This is a genomic window from Limnobacter sp., from assembly GCF_036405155.1.
Classification (GTDB): domain Bacteria; phylum Pseudomonadota; class Gammaproteobacteria; order Burkholderiales; family Burkholderiaceae_B; genus Limnobacter.
Genome location: NZ_DASWYD010000006.1, coordinates 678,867 through 696,514 on the forward strand (window position 1 = coordinate 678,867; position 17,648 = coordinate 696,514).

Annotated in this window: 18 protein-coding genes; 8 read left to right on the forward strand and 10 right to left on the reverse strand. The window is 56.6% G+C overall.

Annotated elements, in window-relative coordinates; translation table 11 throughout:
- Positions 1–227: 227 nt before the first annotated feature.
- Positions 228–797 (forward strand): hypothetical protein, encoded by a 570-nt coding sequence (locus VGE55_RS09500; RefSeq protein WP_331131448.1) that lies wholly within the window; start codon positions 228–230, stop codon positions 795–797.
- 99 nt (positions 798–896) lie between these two features.
- On the opposite strand, the gene VGE55_RS09505 is transcribed toward VGE55_RS09500, so the two are convergent.
- On the reverse strand, positions 897–1,022 hold the full coding sequence (locus VGE55_RS09505) for a hypothetical protein (protein WP_331131449.1): 126 nt from the start codon (positions 1,020–1,022) through the stop codon (positions 897–899).
- A 125-nt stretch (positions 1,023–1,147) separates the two neighbouring features.
- Between VGE55_RS09505 and VGE55_RS09510 the strand changes: the two genes are divergently transcribed.
- Positions 1,148–1,996 (forward strand): esterase/lipase family protein, encoded by an 849-nt coding sequence (locus VGE55_RS09510; RefSeq protein ID WP_331131450.1) that lies wholly within the window; start codon positions 1,148–1,150, stop codon positions 1,994–1,996.
- 7 nt (positions 1,997–2,003) lie between these two features.
- Here the strand turns inward: VGE55_RS09510 and VGE55_RS09515 are convergent, their stop codons facing one another.
- Entirely contained in the window at positions 2,004–3,770 is a 1,767-nt protein-coding gene (locus tag VGE55_RS09515; RefSeq protein WP_331131451.1) for a long-chain-acyl-CoA synthetase, read from the reverse strand.
- 129 nt (positions 3,771–3,899) lie between these two features.
- Here VGE55_RS09515 and VGE55_RS09520 point away from each other — a divergent pair, with 129 nt between their 5' ends.
- Both VGE55_RS09520 and VGE55_RS09525 read left to right on the forward strand, forming a co-directional pair.
- Complete coding sequence (locus VGE55_RS09520; RefSeq protein ID WP_331131452.1) at positions 3,900–4,391, forward strand: hypothetical protein; 492 nt, start codon at positions 3,900–3,902, stop codon at positions 4,389–4,391.
- Complete coding sequence (locus VGE55_RS09525) at positions 4,345–4,998, forward strand: DUF3501 family protein (protein ID WP_331131453.1); 654 nt, start codon at positions 4,345–4,347, stop codon at positions 4,996–4,998. Before VGE55_RS09520 ends, VGE55_RS09525 begins: the two co-directional genes overlap by 47 nt.
- Positions 4,999–5,018: 20 nt before the next feature.
- On the opposite strand, the gene VGE55_RS09530 is transcribed toward VGE55_RS09525, so the two are convergent.
- From VGE55_RS09530 to cysS, 6 genes are all read right to left on the reverse strand, one after another.
- A complete protein-coding gene (locus VGE55_RS09530; protein WP_331131454.1) occupies positions 5,019–6,719 on the reverse strand; it encodes an ATP-binding domain-containing protein in 1,701 nt (566 codons plus the stop codon).
- A gap of 3 nt (positions 6,720–6,722) precedes the next feature.
- Positions 6,723–7,652, reverse strand: coding sequence for a 3'-5' exonuclease (locus VGE55_RS09535; protein ID WP_331131455.1), 930 nt, complete (start codon positions 7,650–7,652; stop codon positions 6,723–6,725).
- Between the two features lie 100 nt (positions 7,653–7,752).
- The gene (tilS, locus tag VGE55_RS09540; RefSeq protein ID WP_331131456.1) at positions 7,753–8,754 is read right to left on the reverse strand and encodes a tRNA lysidine(34) synthetase TilS; all 1,002 of its coding nucleotides are present in this window, start codon (positions 8,752–8,754) and stop codon (positions 7,753–7,755) included.
- A complete protein-coding gene (locus VGE55_RS09545) occupies positions 8,751–9,719 on the reverse strand; it encodes an acetyl-CoA carboxylase carboxyltransferase subunit alpha (RefSeq protein ID WP_331131457.1) in 969 nt (322 codons plus the stop codon). Before VGE55_RS09545 ends, tilS begins: the two co-directional genes overlap by 4 nt.
- 9 nt (positions 9,720–9,728) lie before the next feature.
- Positions 9,729–10,376, reverse strand: a complete 648-nt coding sequence (locus VGE55_RS09550; protein WP_331131458.1) for a DNA-3-methyladenine glycosylase 2 family protein — start codon at positions 10,374–10,376, stop codon at positions 9,729–9,731.
- Positions 10,361–11,764 (reverse strand): cysteine--tRNA ligase, encoded by a 1,404-nt coding sequence (cysS, locus tag VGE55_RS09555; RefSeq protein ID WP_331131459.1) that lies wholly within the window; start codon positions 11,762–11,764, stop codon positions 10,361–10,363. The genes VGE55_RS09550 and cysS overlap by 16 nt, the downstream gene beginning before the upstream one ends.
- A 185-nt stretch (positions 11,765–11,949) precedes the next feature.
- On the opposite strand from cysS, the gene VGE55_RS09560 reads away from it, so the two are divergent.
- The 4 genes from VGE55_RS09560 to VGE55_RS09575 all read left to right on the forward strand — a co-directional run bounded on the left by VGE55_RS09560 (position 11,950) and on the right by VGE55_RS09575 (position 15,926).
- Positions 11,950–13,095, forward strand: a complete 1,146-nt coding sequence (locus VGE55_RS09560) for a L,D-transpeptidase Cds6 family protein (protein WP_331131460.1) — start codon at positions 11,950–11,952, stop codon at positions 13,093–13,095.
- A complete protein-coding gene (locus tag VGE55_RS09565; RefSeq protein ID WP_331131461.1) occupies positions 13,096–14,394 on the forward strand; it encodes a L,D-transpeptidase family protein in 1,299 nt (432 codons plus the stop codon).
- Positions 14,395–14,522: 128 nt separating this feature from the next.
- Positions 14,523–15,014 (forward strand): peptidylprolyl isomerase, encoded by a 492-nt coding sequence (locus VGE55_RS09570; protein WP_331131462.1) that lies wholly within the window; start codon positions 14,523–14,525, stop codon positions 15,012–15,014.
- A gap of 93 nt (positions 15,015–15,107) precedes the next feature.
- Complete coding sequence (locus VGE55_RS09575) at positions 15,108–15,926, forward strand: UDP-2,3-diacylglucosamine diphosphatase (protein WP_331131463.1); 819 nt, start codon at positions 15,108–15,110, stop codon at positions 15,924–15,926.
- Positions 15,927–15,938: 12 nt separating this feature from the next.
- Here the strand turns inward: VGE55_RS09575 and cysE are convergent, their stop codons facing one another.
- Entirely contained in the window at positions 15,939–16,739 is an 801-nt protein-coding gene (gene cysE / locus VGE55_RS09580) for a serine O-acetyltransferase (RefSeq protein ID WP_331131464.1), read from the reverse strand.
- 48 nt (positions 16,740–16,787) lie between these two features.
- On the reverse strand, positions 16,788–17,609 hold the full coding sequence (locus tag VGE55_RS09585; protein ID WP_331131465.1) for an RNA methyltransferase: 822 nt from the start codon (positions 17,607–17,609) through the stop codon (positions 16,788–16,790).
- Positions 17,610–17,648 lie beyond the last annotated feature (39 nt).

The window sequence follows — 17,648 nt, forward strand, 5'->3', positions numbered from 1 at the left end:
GATTTTACACGCTTACGGCGTTGCAAATCGATTCAGGCAATTCAAGTAATCGCTTGGGTCACTTCCATCGTTGTCTGTGACAAGGGTGTGTCAAAAGCCCCGTCCACCGGCCTTCCACAGCCTTTTTTAGTATAGAGCCTCAGGTTCAAACCCTTTCAATGACAAATTGATTTGCCTATAGTGGCACCTGTCACGACTACAGACCACCGCTACCCAAGGAGATCACTATGTACGCATTCGAAAAAACTGCTGAGCTGTTGAGCAAAACCAATTCTGAACTGAAAGCCCAGCACCAAGTGGCTGCCAAAGCCCTGAACAGCCTGGTTGAGTCCCAATTCAGCCTGTTGTCCCAAGGCCTGGGCACTGCATTCACCGCTGCTGAAAAGCTGCCCCTGGCCGACAAGCCCCTGGTGGCCTCCACTCGCACAGAACTGAAGCAAGGTCTGGAAAAAGTGGTTGGCGTTAGCCAGGCTTACACACAGAAAGGCGTTGAACTGTTCGAAACACAACTGCCCGTTGTGATCGACAAAGGTTTTTCTTACGCTGCGCTGGCCCTGTCACAAGTTGAGTCCGTGACTGAAAACGTGGTGACCCTGAGCGTGTCTGCCCTTGAACAAGCCAAAAAAAACGAAACCCTGAAGCCCGCCATTGAGCAAGCAGAGCAAATCGCCGAGCAACTGTTCAAGAAAATCGGTGTGAAAGGTGAAGTAAGCGCCAAGGCTGCCAAAAAGCCTGCTGCCAAGAAGGCTGCTCCCCGCGCCAAGAAGGCCGCAGCTGCGCCCAAGGCCTCTGTTTAATTACAGCGCCCGTACCGCCCGCCCAGCAATCGTCGGGCGGTAAAAAAAGCCCTCGCCACACTGTGGCCGAGGGCTTTTTTCATGGGTTACGCTGCAGTGTTAACACAACCACAGAATGAGGCCGTAACACACGCCACCACCCACCAAACCCACCAGCCATTCGCGTTTGGCTTGAAGTTCAGTCAATTGTGGCAGGGAAAACATTGCGTTGTTGGAATGGTCCATGAGAGTGCTCCTGTGCATCTATTCCAGTGGGCATTGGGTTGAAGTGTAGGCAGCGCTGCGGCTGTTGTCTTTCCCGCGAATGGGGCCACTGGAAAAGGGTGCCCCCACCTATTTGAAGGAACTCCATGCGACCGTTTGTACGTTGGATGGGCCTGTTGATGGCCTTGCTGGCCAGTTCTGCAGACGCACAAAACACCCCCGACAGTGCTCGACCCCGCTACGAGGAATCGGGATCGTGGACACGATCGCTGCTGTCCAGAATGTTGGGTGGGAAAACCTTGCCGGCTGGTGTGAATCAATGGTCTTGCCGGCCCGAACCTGAACAAAACCCGGTGGTGCTGGTTCACGGCACATTTTCGAGCAGTGCATTGTCGTTTGGTGCATTGGCCCCCAGGCTGGCCAACACTGGCGCGTGCGTATTCACCCTGAATTACGGTGGAAAGGCCGACTCAGACTGGTTTCAAGGCGTTGCAGCGGTGGATCAATCGGCGCTAGAAGTCACGCGCTTTATCGGCTTGGTGAAAGCGGCCACGGGTGCCCAAAAGGTCACCTTGGTTGGGCATTCACAAGGGGGGTTGGTGGGTTTCTACAGCCTGAAGTTTTTAGGCGCTGCACAGGACGTCGACCGTTTTGTGGCACTGGCACCCAGCGTTCAGGGCACCCGGATTGCCAAAACACCCAATCGAGCACAGGTGGACTACTGTTTGGCCTGTGCAGATCAGCATCCCAAATCCGACATTGTCCAATCCTTGAAACAAGGCGGGATTACCGTACCCGGCGTTCACTACACGGTGCTGGCCAGCAAAAATGATGTGGTGGTGCTGCCGGTGGAGTCGCAATTTGTTCGAGAACCTGGTGTACAAAACCTGTACATCCAGGATGTGTATCCCGGCAAAACCGTGAGCCACAGCGGCATGTTGTATGACGACGACAGCCTGAACCTGATCACAAACTTGGTTCTGGGCCGTCGATAGGCTGGCATCACAGGGGCAGGTAAGTGCAGGTTGCACTGTCCAGTCGAAACAGTGGGTCGGCAACCTGGCTTTGATCAAAACCTGCTTTCTTCAACGCGGACTTTTGGTATTTGAATGTCCCGGTGGTCTCGGGTTGTTGCACCACCCGAATGTATTGCGGCACCGCATAGGCGGGCAACTCGGCCCTTAAAAACTCGGCCAGTGCCGACCAGTCTGGTTCCACACCGTCCTTGAATGAAATGGCCGCCATGCCAGCCCGACCATCGGCACCGGGCACTTGGACACCGTACACCACCGCATGGGCCAAAGCAGGGTATTTGGCCAACACCCCCTCAACTTCCGAGGTCGCCACGTTTTCACCTTTCCAGCGGAATGTGTCGCCCAAACGGTCCACAAACTGAATGTGGTGGAAGCCCTGTCGACGAACCAAATCGCCCGAGTTGAACCAGCAATCGCCTTTGCGAAAGACATCCCGCAACAATTTCGCTTCATTGGCTTTGGGGTCTGTGTAACCGTCAAAGGGGCGCAAGGTGGTCACCTCACTGATGAGCAAACCAACCTCACCGAGGCCAACCTTCAGGCACCGGCCCTTGCTGTTCCGAACAACCTGCTCGGTGTCGGTGTCGCAAGCCACAATCTGATAGGGCATGGGCGAAAAGCCCACCGTTTCGCGCAAGCCAAAGGCATTCATAAAGCCCAAATTGGATTCGCTGGCCCCATAAAACTCAAAAATTTGATGAATGCCAAAGCGGTCTTCAAAGTGACGCCAAATCTCGGGCCTGAGTCCATTGCCGACAATAAACCGAACCTCGTGATTTTGGTCTTCGCAACTGCCAGGCTGATTGATCAGGTACCTCAACAACTCGCCGATGTAGCAGAAGGCGGTTGCTTGATAGTGCCGAATGCGACCCCAAAAACGGGACGCGCTGAATTTTTCGTCCATGGCAAAGCAAGCGCCCGCAGCCACCACCATGCCCAGCGACACTGTTAAGGCGTTGTTGTGATACAGCGGCAGGCAGCAATAAAACACATCGGTTTCGCGCAGGCGTGTGGCCGAATTCATGCCGCACATGGCCTGCAACCAACGGTAGTGGCTCATCACAGAGGCCTTGGGCAAACCGGTGGTGCCTGAGGTGAAAATGTAAAAACAGGGTGACTTGGCCACAATCTCAGTCGTCTGGATCAAGTTGTGGCTGGCCTGTGCTTCCCACACCGGACGGAAACTGCTGAAGGCCAAGTGGTTGGACTCCACCTCAAAACCCAGCAGTTCGATGCCCTTGAACAGGCCAGGATCGTTCTCGCCCAAGGCTTTCAACACTTGAAGGCCATGCTCACAGGCCACAATCACCTTGGGCTTCACCAGGCCAATGCTGTGTGCCTGCGTTGCGCCGGTCTGGTTGGTATTGAGCAAGGCCGACACCGCTCCCAGCTTGGCCACGGCGATCACGGCCACCAACAACTCGGCACGGTTGCGCGACAAAAGGCCGACTGCGTCACCCGCCTGAACCCCCAGGCCCTGCAAACCCCGGGCCATCTGGTTGGCCATGGCATTGGCCTGCGCATAGGTCAGCCGGGTTCGACCGTCGTTGACGAAGCATCGGGCAGCATGGCGGGCGGCCTGATTTTGGAACACCAGCCCCATGGAGCGCCGGGCACTTGGTCTCAGCGTGGCCAAACCCAGCAGACCTGGCAACAACCTTGGAACATCCGGCAAATAGGCCAAGGCCCCGCGAGCAATGTCCAGGGGCGATACGGTTTTCGTGTGAGAAACCATTTTGTGTCTTGTCTCCGGCTCTGATGGCTCATTTTGTTCAGAGAAAAAGATACACTCATTGAGTCAACGATTAACGACTCGATGCCGTTTTTATCAATGTCCTCAGGCAGCACGCACGCGAATTTATCCATGGTATCCCTGTTCGGTCGAAACCGTTGCCTGTCCCTGTTGTTGGGACTTGCCCTGGCCAGCGCCACCGGGATTGCCTTGGCGCGCAATTTTATTGGTTACACCGGCAAAGGCTGGGTGTCTGACTACGGTGTGCTGAAAGGCGAATGCACCGTGCAGGCGCTGATTGGACCAAACAAGAAACCCCTGCCCGCCCAGATGGCGGTGGTTGAACAAGACCCTGCATTCGATACCTTGTTGCCCAGTGGTAAAAATGACGTGGCCCGTCAACTCGACGCGCAGTGTTTCGGCCATACGCTGGAATTGGTGCCCACCGGGCAAGCCGTTCGCTGGGTCAACCCGCTCACTGGCAACGGTGTTTACTTGTCACCTGGTGCCAAATCCGACACCTGCCGCAGTTACCTTGGTGTCTTGGCCAGCAGCGGTCAAAAAAGCAAATTCAGGGGTGAAGCCTGCTCCCCGTCACCCGGGGTCTGGAAAATCCAGCCCTGACCACGCCAACACTGCGATGGCCAAAATTTCCCGAGACAGCCTACTGAAACCCGCCACCTATGCTGCACAGCGGGCAGAATGGCGCGAGCGTGTCATTCCCTTCAAGAAATTGCGCACAGTGCACATCGGGAAGCAAGCAACCGTGTTGTTCGAAAACGAATTCACTGTGCGCTACCAGCTTCAGGAAATGATTCGGGTCGACAAATCCATGGAAACGGACGACTTGGCGCATGAGCTGGCTGTATACAACGCCTTGATCCCCACGAACCAGGCACTGAAAGCCACCCTGATGCTGGAGTTTGTGGACGCTGACATTCGCGATGCCAAGCTGGCGCAACTCCAGGGCATTGAACAAGCCGTGTGGCTGAAAGTGGATGGTCACCCACCGGTGCATGGCCGCCCCATACCGGGTCTGGATGAGCGCAACACCGACAGGGCCTCATCGGTCTATTTCCTGAGCTTTCAACTCAGTCCTGAGGCTGCGCGAGACTTCATCTGTGGCGAGGCGGTGGCCATGGGCATTGACCATCCAGCCTACCGCCACAGCGTCGATGAAATTTCACCGGAAACCCAATCGGTGTTGATGGAAGACTTGAAGCTGAACTAAGTCGGCCACCTGGCTGGTTGCTAGCCGACATCTGCCATCAAACCCAGTCGCTGCAAGGTGTCGAGTTCACCCACCAAGGTCAAACTGACGGTGGCACGCGTCATGGCCACCAGCAGTTTTCGGAAGTCCTGCCGGGAATACGCTTGCAGCACCAACTCGGTGATCACCACCGCCTGTGCAGACTGCCCTTTGAAACGATAAACAGACTCGGCCAGCACTCCACCTTGTGTGAATACCTGCCCACCGTGCTCGTCGTACTGGCCTGTAAAATGGCGAAGGCTGTATGGCCCAAGCTGATGCTGCTTTAACACCAGCGACTTTTCATGCCCCCGCATGGTGAGCACCACAATTCGGTCGCGGGAAAAACCCTGCTTCAAACAATGGGTAATGGCCTTGGCCGTTTGGGTGAGCAATTCAGCGTCATTGGCATAGGGCAAACACTCCACTGGCACGCCATCCAGCGGGCAAGCAGGCTCAATGGTCAGCGGGCTGTCCTGCAAACCGTCGAATTTCGATTGCAGGGTGAGCAAGGTGTCCACAATGCGGCGCGGGTTGCGGTAGTTGACCGGCACGGTCAGCTTGATCCAATCCTGAAGCACCATGGCGGGTTTGTCGTACAGGTTTTGTTCGGGGTCTTCCAGCCAAAGCCATCGGGTCTTCGGGTGGGCCAGGCGTTGCAACACGGGCCACCAATCCGGGTCAAAGTCTTGCCCTTCATCCACCACAATTGTGTCGAATTGCCAACGCAGGTCTGGCGGCAAATCCAACACAGCCTGGGGTAGTTTGGCGAACGCACCAGAATGGCTGTAATCAGGCTCCCGTCCGGCGTCCCGCAGCATTCGGTCGCAGAGGGCATGAAAGTTAAACACCTGTATGCCCATGTGCTGAGCCTGTCGCACCAAAGCACCCATGTGGGCGGCCAAGGGGCGGTTGTAGCACAGGTACAAAGCACGGGACTTGGCCTGTGCAGCCTGCCCCAACTCGCGCAGCGCCAAGAGGGATTTGCCACAACCCGCCGTGCCCACCACACGCAACCGAAACGGCTCAAACTCCAGACGGGCCACCCACTGCTCCAGCCCCTGGGCGAGCCGGGTCACCACGGTGTCCGCTGCTTCAGACAGAGCCCCCACCTCGGGAACCAAGTCCAAGGTATTGCACAAAAACCGATGCACGGTTGCCGGGTCAGCACGGTCGGGCTCAAGCAATGCGCCTGACGATGCCCACGATTCATTCAGTGCAAGCAGTTTGGCCACCAGTGTGTCTTTCTGTGCAGCGTCCACCACACGGCTGCTTTCAACCGCCAGGCCGTGTGGATTGGGCACCGAGAAGTCCGGACAGTACAGCAACCAATCGGTTCGCAGGGTTTGCTTTGGGTGACTTCGGGAAAACTTGTTTTGCAGTTGCGCCAGTTGGCTGTGCAAAGCATTCACCGGGTCATCCTGCACAGTGCCCAACTGTTTGAGCAAACGACCTTCCTGCAACTTCATCAGGCCAGTGCGCATCACCAGGCCAACCAGCAATCCACTGGGGCCCAACACCAAAAACTGAATCTGCCCCAAGACAGTCAGCCCATGCTCTATGCGAGTCCAGTGCAAACCGTGGTACACCACAAAACCATCGGGCAGGCGGGTTTCCAGTTGCCGCAACACTTCCTGCTCGCGCACCTGCAAGCCACTGGCGGGCTCGGGCGCTGACTCGCTTGGGTATACACGCGCCGTCACGGCTTACACTTCCTTGAATTGCTGTTTCAGGGTGTTGCCGGAATAACGCTCGGTGCCGCTTTCAATCCGAAAACCCAACATGATTTTCTGCGTGGTTGAATAGACCTGGGTCCTCAGCCACTCAATGATTTCCTTTCCCTCGGCGAAACCGAGCGCTTGGTATTCCCACACCCGGTCCTCGGCATTCCAGCGAAAGCCCCGGTTTTTCAGCAAATCCTTTTTTTCAAACGGGGCTTTTAACGCAGCAATTTGATAAATCGACTCGTTGGCACTTTCAAACAGCACCTGAAACGGCAGGCGGTGGGATGTTTTCAGCGGTTGGGCCAGCACGTGGGCCAAGGCGTTGCAGTCTTCCACAGCGCGGTGCGCTCCGTGAAAGTAGCCACAATCGGACAACAGGTATTCCAGCTTGCGGCCCGAGTAGCCTTCTTGGGTCCAAGGCAACTCTTTGAAGGTGCAGGCCCACACCGTGTCGCTCAGGCAATCAAAGCGCCGCATCAGGAAGGGTTTGTCGAATGCGGCATTGTGCGCCACACACAGGCTGGCTTGCTTCACCAAGCGGGCAAACGCGCCATCGTCAAAGCGCTGGCCTTTGACCATGTCGTTGGTGATGCCATGAATGGCGGTGCTTTCTTCTGTGATGGGCTGTTCTGGCTCTTCCAACCCGCCATACTGGCCCAGCAACCGGCCCAAGGCACCGGTGTCGCGGTCCACCTCAATCAGCAAGGCACCCACCTCAATCAACTCGGCGCTATTCAATTCCAGGCCTGTGGTCTCGGTGTCCACAATCAACACAGGCACCGGGTGCTCGACAAGGCCACCGAACGTGTCGCGCATGGCAATGCGGCGGAGGATTTTGTACTGCCCTGTGCTTTCCAGCCACTGGGCGATGGTTTCTGGATCAATGTTGGACCAGTCGACTGGGTCAGTCATGGTAAAAGCCTGCGTGCGTTGGAGCGAAGTGCGAAAGGGCCTGATCGACAGACCAGCGATGACTCCATCATAACTGACAGCAGCACACCGCTGAGCGGGTTTACGCTGCGCGCTGCACCCGTGCCAAGCCGCGATTCACCTTCACAGACCAACCAGAGGTGACTTGGCGCACACCCCCATGTGTAGTGGCCATCAATTGGCGTTCCAGTTCAATCAAGGGTTCACGCCCGCAACGCACGCCCCCCTGCTCCAACCAGTGCTTGAGGAACGCAAGCCGAGTGGCTTGGGTCTCTTGACGCCAGGGTGCCAGTTTCAATTGCAGCGACGCATCGCACAAAGTCAACACCAAGGCTTGTTGGGCCACGGCCTCGGCCTGAACCTCCTCGGCAATGTGGCGCGCCAACTGCAACACCCCATGGTCCACCTGCGGAAAATGCGTGCGCAACGCAGGCAGCAAATCCCGCCGCACCCAGTTTCGCCGTATAGAGGGGTCTGCATTGCTGGGGTCTTCAATCCATGTCAACCGATGCTGTACAGCATACGATTCAAGTTCTTCCCGGGTGCAGTCCAGCAACGGGCGGATCAGGCTCAACCCTTGAGCCTGAATACGGTTGACGCCCATGGGACCATAAGCCCGCATGCCCGCCAAGCCTTTAACACCAGACCCCCGAAACAATTGAAGCAACACTGTTTCGATTTGGTCATCCCGGTGGTGGGCAGTGGCCAGCACAGGCAGACCATGGGCACTCATCCAGGCTTGCAGGCAAGCGTATCGCGCCTGCCGGGCATCGGCCTCCAAACCGAGGCCTGTGCTTTCAACCGCCACGGTCAGGCATTCAAACGGAATATTCCAGGCGTTGCATACATTGGCGCAGTGGCCAGGCCAGGCCTGCGCTGCGGCTTGCAAACCGTGGTTGACATGCAGCGCCTGCAACGGTCGGCCCGTGGCATGCAGGGCGTGCAACAACACGGTGGAGTCCAGCCCACCCGAAAAAGCCACCGCAATGCGTTCTCGAAGTGCGGGTTGCTCACCATACAGCAGGAAGAACCGCTGTACAGCCTGTTGAACCGGGTGGGCCGTGTCCGACGGTGCTTGGCTCAAGATGTCTGAACCACCTTGAAGTGGCCATAACTCATCAAGCGGTCGTGCCGGGCATCCAACAAGGTTTTGGTTTGGTAGGTGGTGAGCAAATTCAGGGCTGCCTTGATTGAGGCCTTCAGGTTTTGCGCCGTTTCCTTGTGGTCACGGTGCGCACCACCAAAACTCTCTTTCACGATTTCCTGAATCAGGCTGAGGTCACGCAGGCGCTTGGCCGTAATACCCAAAGCCTCGGCTGCATCGGGCGCACGCTCGGCACTGCGCCACAAAATGGACGCACATCCTTCGGGCGAAATCACCGAGTAGGTGGCGTATTCCAGCATGATGACATGGTCGGCCACTGCCAAGGCCAAAGCACCGCCCGAGCCGCCTTCACCAATGATGGCACTGACAATCGGGACTTCAATTTGTGCCATTTCAATCAAATTCCGACCGATGGCCTCCGACTGCCCACGTTCCTCTGCATCAATGCCGGGGTATGCGCCCGGGGTATCCACCAAGGTCACAATCGGAATGCCGAATTTTTCAGCAGTTTTCATCAGGCGCAAGGCTTTGCGGTAACCCTCCGGGCGTGACATGCCGAAGTTTCGGTGGGTGCGCTCTTTGACATCACGGCCCTTCTGGTGACCAATCACCATCACCGATTGGCCATCCAGCCGGGCCAAGCCGCCCACAATGGATGGGTCGTCTGCAAAATGGCGATCACCATGCAGTTCATGGAAGTCGGTGAATGCGTGTTCAATGTAGTCCAGCGTGTAGGGGCGCTGGGGGTGACGGGCCACTTGCGACACTTGCCAGGGGCTCAGTTTGGCGTACAGCTCTTTGGTCAGTTGGTCGCTCTTGGCTTCCAGGCGACGGATTTCTTCAGAAAGGTCGACCGCTGAGCCATCTTGAACCAGCCGCAGTTCTTCAATTTTGCCCTTGAGCTCTGCGATGGGAGACTCAAAATCCAGGAATGTTTGCTTCATGAGGTTCTCTTAGTAATCGACCACGGCTGGGTCTAGACTGCGCCACAAATACCATGCAGCCACGGTTCGCCAGGGTCGTAATTTTTCCCCGAATTGTAGTGCTTCTTTGGGGGTAATGGGCTCGCCCTTGAAAAATTGACGTGACAAGCCCTTTTGAATACCGAGGTCATCCACCGGCCACACGTCGGGCCGGCGCAGTCCAAACATCAGGAACATTTGCGCGGTCCACGGGCCAATGCCTTTTACCGTGCACAGGTGGCGAGAACATTCATCGTCGGTCAGGGCTTCCAGCACCGCAAGGTCCAGCTGCCCGGCTTGGTGAAATTCGCTCAGGGCGCGGGCATACGCAACTTTGGACCGCGACAGCCCTGCAGCCCGCAGGGTGTCCTCCGGCAAGGCCAACAAGCGCTGACTGTCGGCAGAGCCACCCATCGCTGCAAGCACCCTGCCCCACACGGCATCGGCGGCCTTCACAGAAATTTGCTGGCCAATCAGTGAGCGCAGCAAGGTTTCGTAAGGTGCCCCACGAGACCGCAACGCCCGATCAGCGTGGCGCTCAATCAGATTTGCCCAAACCCCATGCCGCTGCGCCAACGCCTCGCAGGCCTGCTGCCAGTAATCGGGGGCTTGGGGGTCGAGGTTCACAGGCGTCGCCATTGGGTGGGGCCACCCCGCACATCTTCCAGCGCAACGCCCTGCTCCAGCAGGCTTTTCCGAATGTCGTCGGCTTTCGCGAAGTTTTTATCGGCTTTGGCTTGGGCACGTTCGGCAATCAAGGCCTCAATGGCGGCCTCGCTCAACCCCGCGTGCTCACCCACCGATGCTTTCAGGAATGCCTCACCGGTACGCCCCAGCAAGCCAAGCAGTGCAGCCAATGCTTTCAGTCGGGCCGCCAATTCACGGTTGTTGTCCCGGTTGACTTCATTGGCCATGTCGAACAACACCGCCACTGCAATGGGGGTGTTGAGGTCGTCGTTCATGGCCTGGGCAAAACGGCTTTCGAAGTCCAGGCTCCAGTCAATCTGGGCAACAGGGGCAACATCCCCCACGGCTTTGTACAAGCGGCCCAAGGCAGCCTTGGCATCGTGCACATGGCTTTCTGAATAGGTCAGCGGGCTACGGTATTGGGCGCGAAGGATGAAAAAACGAACCACTTCAGGATCAACCACCTGAAGAATGTCGCGAATAGTGAAGAAATTGCCCAACGATTTGGACATTTTTTCGTCTTTGCCATCGGTCACCACCCGAACAAAGCCGTTGTGCATCCAGTGCCGGGCAAATTCGCCCCCATTGGCACCCACGCTTTGCGCAATTTCGTTCTCGTGGTGCGGGAACTGCAGGTCGGCACCACCGCCATGAATGTCAAAGTTGTCGCCCAACAGTTTGCAGCTCATGGCTGAACACTCGATATGCCAGCCTGGGCGCCCTTCACCAAATGGTGAGGCCCATTTGGCATCGGCTGGTTCATCGGCCTTGGCGCTTTTCCACAACACAAAATCGAGTGGATCGTTTTTAGACCCCGACACACCCACCCGCTCGCCAGCCCGCAATTCGTCCAGGCTTTTGCCCGACAGGCGCCCGTATTGCGGAAAAGCCCGTACCGAAAAATTCACATCGCCGGCATCGTCCCGGTAGGCCAAGCGCTTGTCCATGAGTGTTTGAATCATGGCCTGCATTTCTGCCACATAATCGGTGGCCCTGGGCTCATGGTCTGGACGCTCAATGCCCAGGGCATCGGCGTCTTCATGCATGGCTTGAATGAAGCGGTCTGTCAACGCACGGATGGATTCGCCGTTTTCCAGGGCCCGGCGAATAATTTTGTCATCAATGTCGGTAATATTACGAACGTAGGTGACGGTGTAGCCGAGGGCGCGCAGCCAGCGCTTGAGCAAGTCAAACACCACCATGACGCGGGCATGGCCCAAGTGGCAGTAGTCATACACGGTCATGCCACACACGTACATGCGCACCTGCCCGGGGGTCATTGACACGAACACCTGTTTTTCCCGGGCCAGCGAATTGTAGATTTGGAAAGATGATTTCATTGGAATGCGTTGAAAGTTCCGTGGATGTACTGAACCGTGACCGGTCTGGTGAACACCCACTCTACCCGCTCTGGGGCTTGCTACAATAGCCGCCGAGTATATCATTACCCGATTACCGAGTTTTCCGGACCCCATTCAGATCTCGAGGCAACCCTTTTGCGAATCGCATGCAGGACACAACAACAATGACAAACACTCACAAAAAGCCACGCAACACCGCCAAAACCCTGCTGGTGTGCGCCTTGATGGGATTGGCACTGGCTGGCGGCCCCAGCCGTGCCGATGAAGCAGACGAAGTGTCCAAGCTGATCCAGCAAAACCAATATGACCGTGCGCTCGCCAGGGCAGATGCTTACTTGGCCAACCGGCCCAACGACGCCCAAATGCGGTTTCTGAAGGGCCTCATCCTGACCGAGCGTGGCAAAACCAACGAAGCCATCACCATTTTCACCAAGTTGACCGAGGATTACCCGGAACTGCCCGAGCCATACAACAACCTGGCTGTGTTGTACGCTGGCCGGGGTGACTATGAAAAGGCGCGCGAAGCCCTGGAAATGGCCATTCGTACCCACCCCAGCTATGCAACCGCGCATGAAAACCTGGGTGATGTGTATGCCAAGCTGGCGTCTCAGTCTTACGACAAGGCACTCCAACTGGACGGGCGCAACCAGACCGCACAAACCAAGCTGGCGCTGGTGCGCAACCTGATTGCAGGCAAAACGCCGGATACCCTGGCTGCCGCCACACCGGTTAACACCGCCAAGGGCAAAACCACCGTGGCTGCGGCTGCTGCACCAACACCCGCTCCAACACCCGCCCCCGCAGCTGCGCCCGAGCCTGCGCCAACACCAGCACCCGTGGCGCCCATTGTGACCGCAACAGCCAAGGTACCCGCCGCTGCAGCCACTGTGGCAGCAGCAGCTACCACGCTGCCCAGTATTTCCGCCAGCACACCCGGGAAAGAAAAGCCAAGCAATAAACCAACATTGGGTACCGACACTGAGGTGCTGAACGCGGTTGAACGCTGGGCCAAAGCATGGACCGAGCAAGACATCAAGACCTATCTGGCCTCTTACAGCCAGGATTTCGACACCCCCGGGAAGATGAGCCGCGAAAACTGGGAAAAAATGCGTGAGCAGCGCATCGTTGGTAAAGAATCCATCCGCGTGGTCGTCGACAACCCGCTCATCACCATCTCGGGTGACGAAGCCACGGTGAAATTCAAGCAAAGCTATTTCTCCAACCGGCTGAACAACGTGTCCAACAAAACCTTGACACTCAAGCTGGAAAACGGCGCATGGCGCATCACCAGCGAGCGTGTAGGAGGCTAAATGCGGTTCTTCAGCAGGACTTGGCGACACTGGAGCAAGGGCATCAAATTGATGGCACCTTTGCTGTTCTGGGGGCTGACCGCAGCGCCCAGCTTTGTTGAGTCCAAGGAAGGTGCCTTCGAGGTGGCTGGTTATGCCGATGCACAGGCTGGCTCCAAGGCCTTGGCTGGACAACTGTTTGATCGCCAGGGTTATCGGCCGGTCATCGACACCGCGGTTGAAGACATCTACCTGGCCTTGAGTGCAAACCAACTGGACAAAGCGCTGCAGTTGACCGACCGCCTGCTGGCCGACTTCCCCAATTTTCACCTTGGCCACATGATTCGTGGTGACATTTTGTCCATGAAAGCGGGCCGCATGGTCCGCAGCATTGGCGACATTCCGAATGTACCCAAGTCCAAGCAGGATGACCTGGCCGACCTGAAGGCCGAGGCGGTGGCCCGTTTTCGAGCCGTTCGGGACCGGCCCAAACGCGATCTGTTGCCAGCAGAGCTGGTGGAGCTCGACAGCGATCAAAAGTACGTGATTTTGGTAGACACCTCCCGCTCCCGCCTGTTTCTGTACGAAAACGCATTCCCTTACCCCAGACTGGTCACGGATTTCTATATTTCCCAAGGCCGCATGGGGGCAGTCAAAAGTAAAGAGGGCGACAAACGCACACCCATTGGTGTTTACACCATCACCGAGCTGTTGCCCAAAGAGAAGTTGGGCGAGTTCTACGGCCCCATTGCCCTGCCCATCAACTACCCCAACCCATGGGACAAGCGCTTGGGCAAAACGGGCAACGGCATTTGGTTGCATGGCATGCCAAAAAGTTATGTGAGCCGACCACCCAAAGCCAGCGACGGCTGTGTGGTGTTGGCCAACCAGGACCTACTGGCCCTGAAACAATTCGTGCGGGTCGGCAACACCCAGGTGGTGATTGCCGAGCGGCTTGATTTTGTTCCGCAGGACGTTTGGCAAAGCCAGCGCAAGGCGTCGATTCGGGTGTTGAAAGCCTGGAAAGACGACCTTGAAAAGGGTTTGACCAAAGGGCTGAGCCATTACTCTAGCGAGGTGCGTATTGATGGCCAGGACCTGCGTGCCTGGCAACGCAGCAAGCACCTGGACGCAAAAGGTTTTGGATCCATCAAGATCAACGACCTGACGATGATGCGTTACCCCAGCGAGAAAAACGACATGATGTGGGTCTCGTTCAAGCAGGAAGACCGTGTATCGGGCGAGGTTCGAAAACAGCAATACTGGATGAAGGTTGGCACACGCTGGCAAATCGTCCAGGAAGACACCGAAAAACTCTGAAGCGTAAGGAAAACCCTGTGCAAGACAGCAAAAGAACTCTCCTCAAGTGGTCGCTGATGACGGCATTTGCTGTTAGCATCGGTACCTCAACAATATCAACGGCTTTTGCTAAGGCAGGCAAGAAACCCATGGTCAAACTCAAAACAAATTTCGGTGACATCACCATCACTCTGGATGCTGAAAAGGCACCGGCCACTGTGGCCAACTTTCTGGAATACGCCAAAAGTGGTTTTTACAGCAACACCATTTTCCACCGTGTCATCAATGGTTTCATGATTCAGGGCGGCGGTTTCGAACCCGGCATGAAACAGAAACCCACCAAGGACCCCGTTAAAAACGAAGCCAACAACGGCCTGAAAAACGAGAAGTACACGGTTGCAATGGCACGAACCAACGACCCGCACTCGGCCACCGCTCAGTTTTTCATCAACACGGAAAACAACGAATTTCTGAACTTCAAGAGCCCAACACCCCAGGGTTGGGGCTATTGCGTGTTTGGCAAAGTCACCGAAGGCACGGACGTTGTTGACAAGATTGTGACTGTGCGCACCACATCCAAAGGTTTTCATCAGGATGTGCCAGCCGAAGACGTGGTGATCCAGAGTGTCGAAGTGCTGTAATTTACCGGTATTCCACTCAAAAAAAGCCTCCGCTGGTCGGAGGCTTTTTTGTATCATCCCGAGACAACCACATACAGCTCGACTTAAATCACCGTGATTGAATTACCCGATCGTTCCACGCTGTACTGCGCCTCTGACCTTCACCTGTCCACACACACGCCGCGCACAATGCAGGCCTTTGAGCACTGGCTGGCGGGTATAGCCACAGAAAATGCCGTCATTTGGCTGCTGGGTGATGTTTTCGAGGTTTGGTACGGCGACGATTACTCGGACGACTGCACCATGCGGTTTGAAAAGGCCGTCCGCAGCGCGGTTGCCGCTGGCGCGCAGGTGTCCTTCCTGCATGGCAACCGGGATTTTTTATTGGGGGAGGATTTTGCAGAGCGTTGCGGGATGACGCTTCAACCCGACCCGGAATTTTTGAACATTGCCGGACGGGTGGTGATGCTGACCCACGGTGATGCCCTGTGCACGGATGACACAGCCTACCAAGCCTTTCGACGACAAAGCAGGGACATTGATTGGCAAGAGCGCCTGCTTGGCCAGCCACTGGCCCATCGCATGGCATTGGCCAAAACCATACGGCAGGAAAGCAAAGAACACAAAGCCAACAGCGCGCTGTCCATTCAAGATGTAAACCTGCAGGCCGTTCAAGCTGCCTTTGGTGGACGCTGGCCAGATGGCGATTACATTGGACCTTGCCAGGTCATGATTCACGGCCACACGCACCGCTGTGCTGTGCACCGGGCTGAACAGCAAGCAAATACAGGGACACAAACGGGTCAGTTGACCGATGGCCTTCGAATTGTGTTGCCCGACTGGAATTTCGACACACCGGACCCCGGTCAATCCAAGGGCGGCTTTTTGAACATCCAACCCAACGGCTCGTACACGCTCACCGTGTTCAATTAACCCTTGGACGGTTTAATCGTCCACCAACTTATTGAGCGCTTTCAGTTCCTCACAGTCCCTGGAAACAGGCTCAACCGATGAGCCCGAACTGGCGTTTACCGCAGACGAATCAACCGCAGACCGGTCAGCCAGTGAACGCTCCAGTTGCTCAATCCGTTGCTGCTGCACAATGGCCTGATCGATCAACCCATGAATGGCTTTGATCAAGGGATCATCGCCATTTTTGGAGACGCCATACGCTGAAAATTCCGCTTTGGTTTTGACTGCACCGCTGGCTTCGCCCGACTGCGCATTGGCCTCGTCTTTCACAATCATGCGGGCCGGGTTGCCCACCGCCGTGGCACCCGCCGGAACCGGTTTGGTCACCACCGCGTTCGAGCCGATTTTTGCGCCCTCACCCACCGTGAATGGCCCCAACACTTTGGCACCAGCGCCCACCACCACACCGCGTTCCAGCGTGGGGTGACGCTTGCCTTGCTCCAGTGAGGTTCCCCCCAGCGTGACACCTTGGTATATCGTGCAATCGTCCTGAATCACCGCTGTTTCGCCAATGACCACGCCCATACCATGGTCAATAAACACCCGCTGACCAATCGTGGCCCCCGGATGAATTTCAATCCCGGTGAAAAAGCGCCCCAAATGCGATAAAAAACGCGCCAGGGTGGTCATGCCCCTGCCCCAGCAGGCATGGGCCATGCGGTGCCAAATCAGTGCATGCAAGCCCGGGTAGCACAACAACACCTCCAGACGACCGCGTGCAGCGGGGTCTTTTTTGAGAATGTTGTCAATGTCTTCCTGAATGCGAACCCACATGGCGTGCCGGTAGTGAATGGTTGAATCGAATTGGGCAGTGTACCAGCATCACTCGCTGCGCGACTGCTGGCGCTCCGCTTCATGGGGGTAAAGCCGCCCATCGGCCACGCGGACCACATCGCTCAAAAACCCCCGCAACATGTCCACCTCTTCCTGTTCCAGCTGCGCTTTGCCCAACAAACGGGTCAAGCGCTGAATCAGCTTCTTTGGCCTGTCCGGGTTGAGAAAATCCACCCGTTCCATGGCGGTCAACCAATGGGCCTGCAATTGGGCAACTGCCTCTGCGGTTGCCAGATTCACCACAGGCGCTGAACGCTTTTCCGGATTTGGCACTTGCGGAACATCGGCACCCTCGCGCAACTCACCTTCCACGCGCAAGGCATAGCAAACAATTTGAACAGCCTGCGACAGGTTCAGCGAGTTGTAAACCGGATTGGACGGGATGTACACCTGCCGGTTGCACTGCTGCAGTTCCTCATTGGTCAGGCCGGTTCGCTCAGCGCCAAACACAAACGCACTCTTCAATCTGGTGACGTGTGCCTCAAACACTTCGGCTGCCGCCACCGCCGGGCTTTGCAGCAGGGGCCCCAATTCCCGCATGCGCGCTGACAAGGCATACGAGCGGTGACAGTCATACAGTGCTTCCGGCAAGCTGTTGTAGACGCGGGCTTGTTGCAGCACATCTACGGCCCCACTGGCCAGTGCAATGGCCTCTTCCTGCGACGCAATGTCGTCAAACCGGGGACTGACCAGCCTCAAATCGCCCAGTCCCATGGTTTTCATGGCCCGCGCCACCGACCCAACATTGCCCGGATGGCTGGTTTTTACAAGAACAATCGAAATGCTGGCAAGGGAATTGGCTAGGCTCATCTATAATGGTGGGTTAAATGACATTTAGACTTCGAAGGA

Excerpts from the sequence above, each read along its gene's own strand:
- VGE55_RS09560 (WP_331131460.1), top strand. The coding sequence starts at position 11,950 with ATGACAAACACTCACAAAAAGCCACGCAACACCGCCAAAACCCTGCTG.
- VGE55_RS09545 (WP_331131457.1), bottom strand. The coding sequence starts at position 9,719 with ATGAAGCAAACATTCCTGGATTTTGAGTCTCCCATCGCAGAGCTCAAG.
- VGE55_RS09510 (WP_331131450.1), top strand. The coding sequence starts at position 1,148 with ATGCGACCGTTTGTACGTTGGATGGGCCTGTTGATGGCCTTGCTGGCC.
- VGE55_RS09535 (WP_331131455.1), bottom strand. The coding sequence starts at position 7,652 with ATGACTGACCCAGTCGACTGGTCCAACATTGATCCAGAAACCATCGCC.
- cysS (WP_331131459.1), bottom strand. The coding sequence starts at position 11,764 with ATGAAATCATCTTTCCAAATCTACAATTCGCTGGCCCGGGAAAAACAG.
- VGE55_RS09585 (WP_331131465.1), bottom strand. The coding sequence starts at position 17,609 with ATGAGCCTAGCCAATTCCCTTGCCAGCATTTCGATTGTTCTTGTAAAA.
- cysE (WP_331131464.1), bottom strand. The coding sequence starts at position 16,739 with ATGTGGGTTCGCATTCAGGAAGACATTGACAACATTCTCAAAAAAGAC.
- VGE55_RS09500 (WP_331131448.1), top strand. The coding sequence starts at position 228 with ATGTACGCATTCGAAAAAACTGCTGAGCTGTTGAGCAAAACCAATTCT.
- VGE55_RS09520 (WP_331131452.1), top strand. The coding sequence starts at position 3,900 with ATGGTATCCCTGTTCGGTCGAAACCGTTGCCTGTCCCTGTTGTTGGGA.
- VGE55_RS09570 (WP_331131462.1), top strand. The coding sequence starts at position 14,523 with ATGGTCAAACTCAAAACAAATTTCGGTGACATCACCATCACTCTGGAT.
- VGE55_RS09505 (WP_331131449.1), bottom strand. The coding sequence starts at position 1,022 with ATGGACCATTCCAACAACGCAATGTTTTCCCTGCCACAATTGACTGAA.
- VGE55_RS09515 (WP_331131451.1), bottom strand. The coding sequence starts at position 3,770 with ATGGTTTCTCACACGAAAACCGTATCGCCCCTGGACATTGCTCGCGGG.
- VGE55_RS09565 (WP_331131461.1), top strand. The coding sequence starts at position 13,096 with ATGCGGTTCTTCAGCAGGACTTGGCGACACTGGAGCAAGGGCATCAAA.
- VGE55_RS09550 (WP_331131458.1), bottom strand. The coding sequence starts at position 10,376 with ATGGCGACGCCTGTGAACCTCGACCCCCAAGCCCCCGATTACTGGCAG.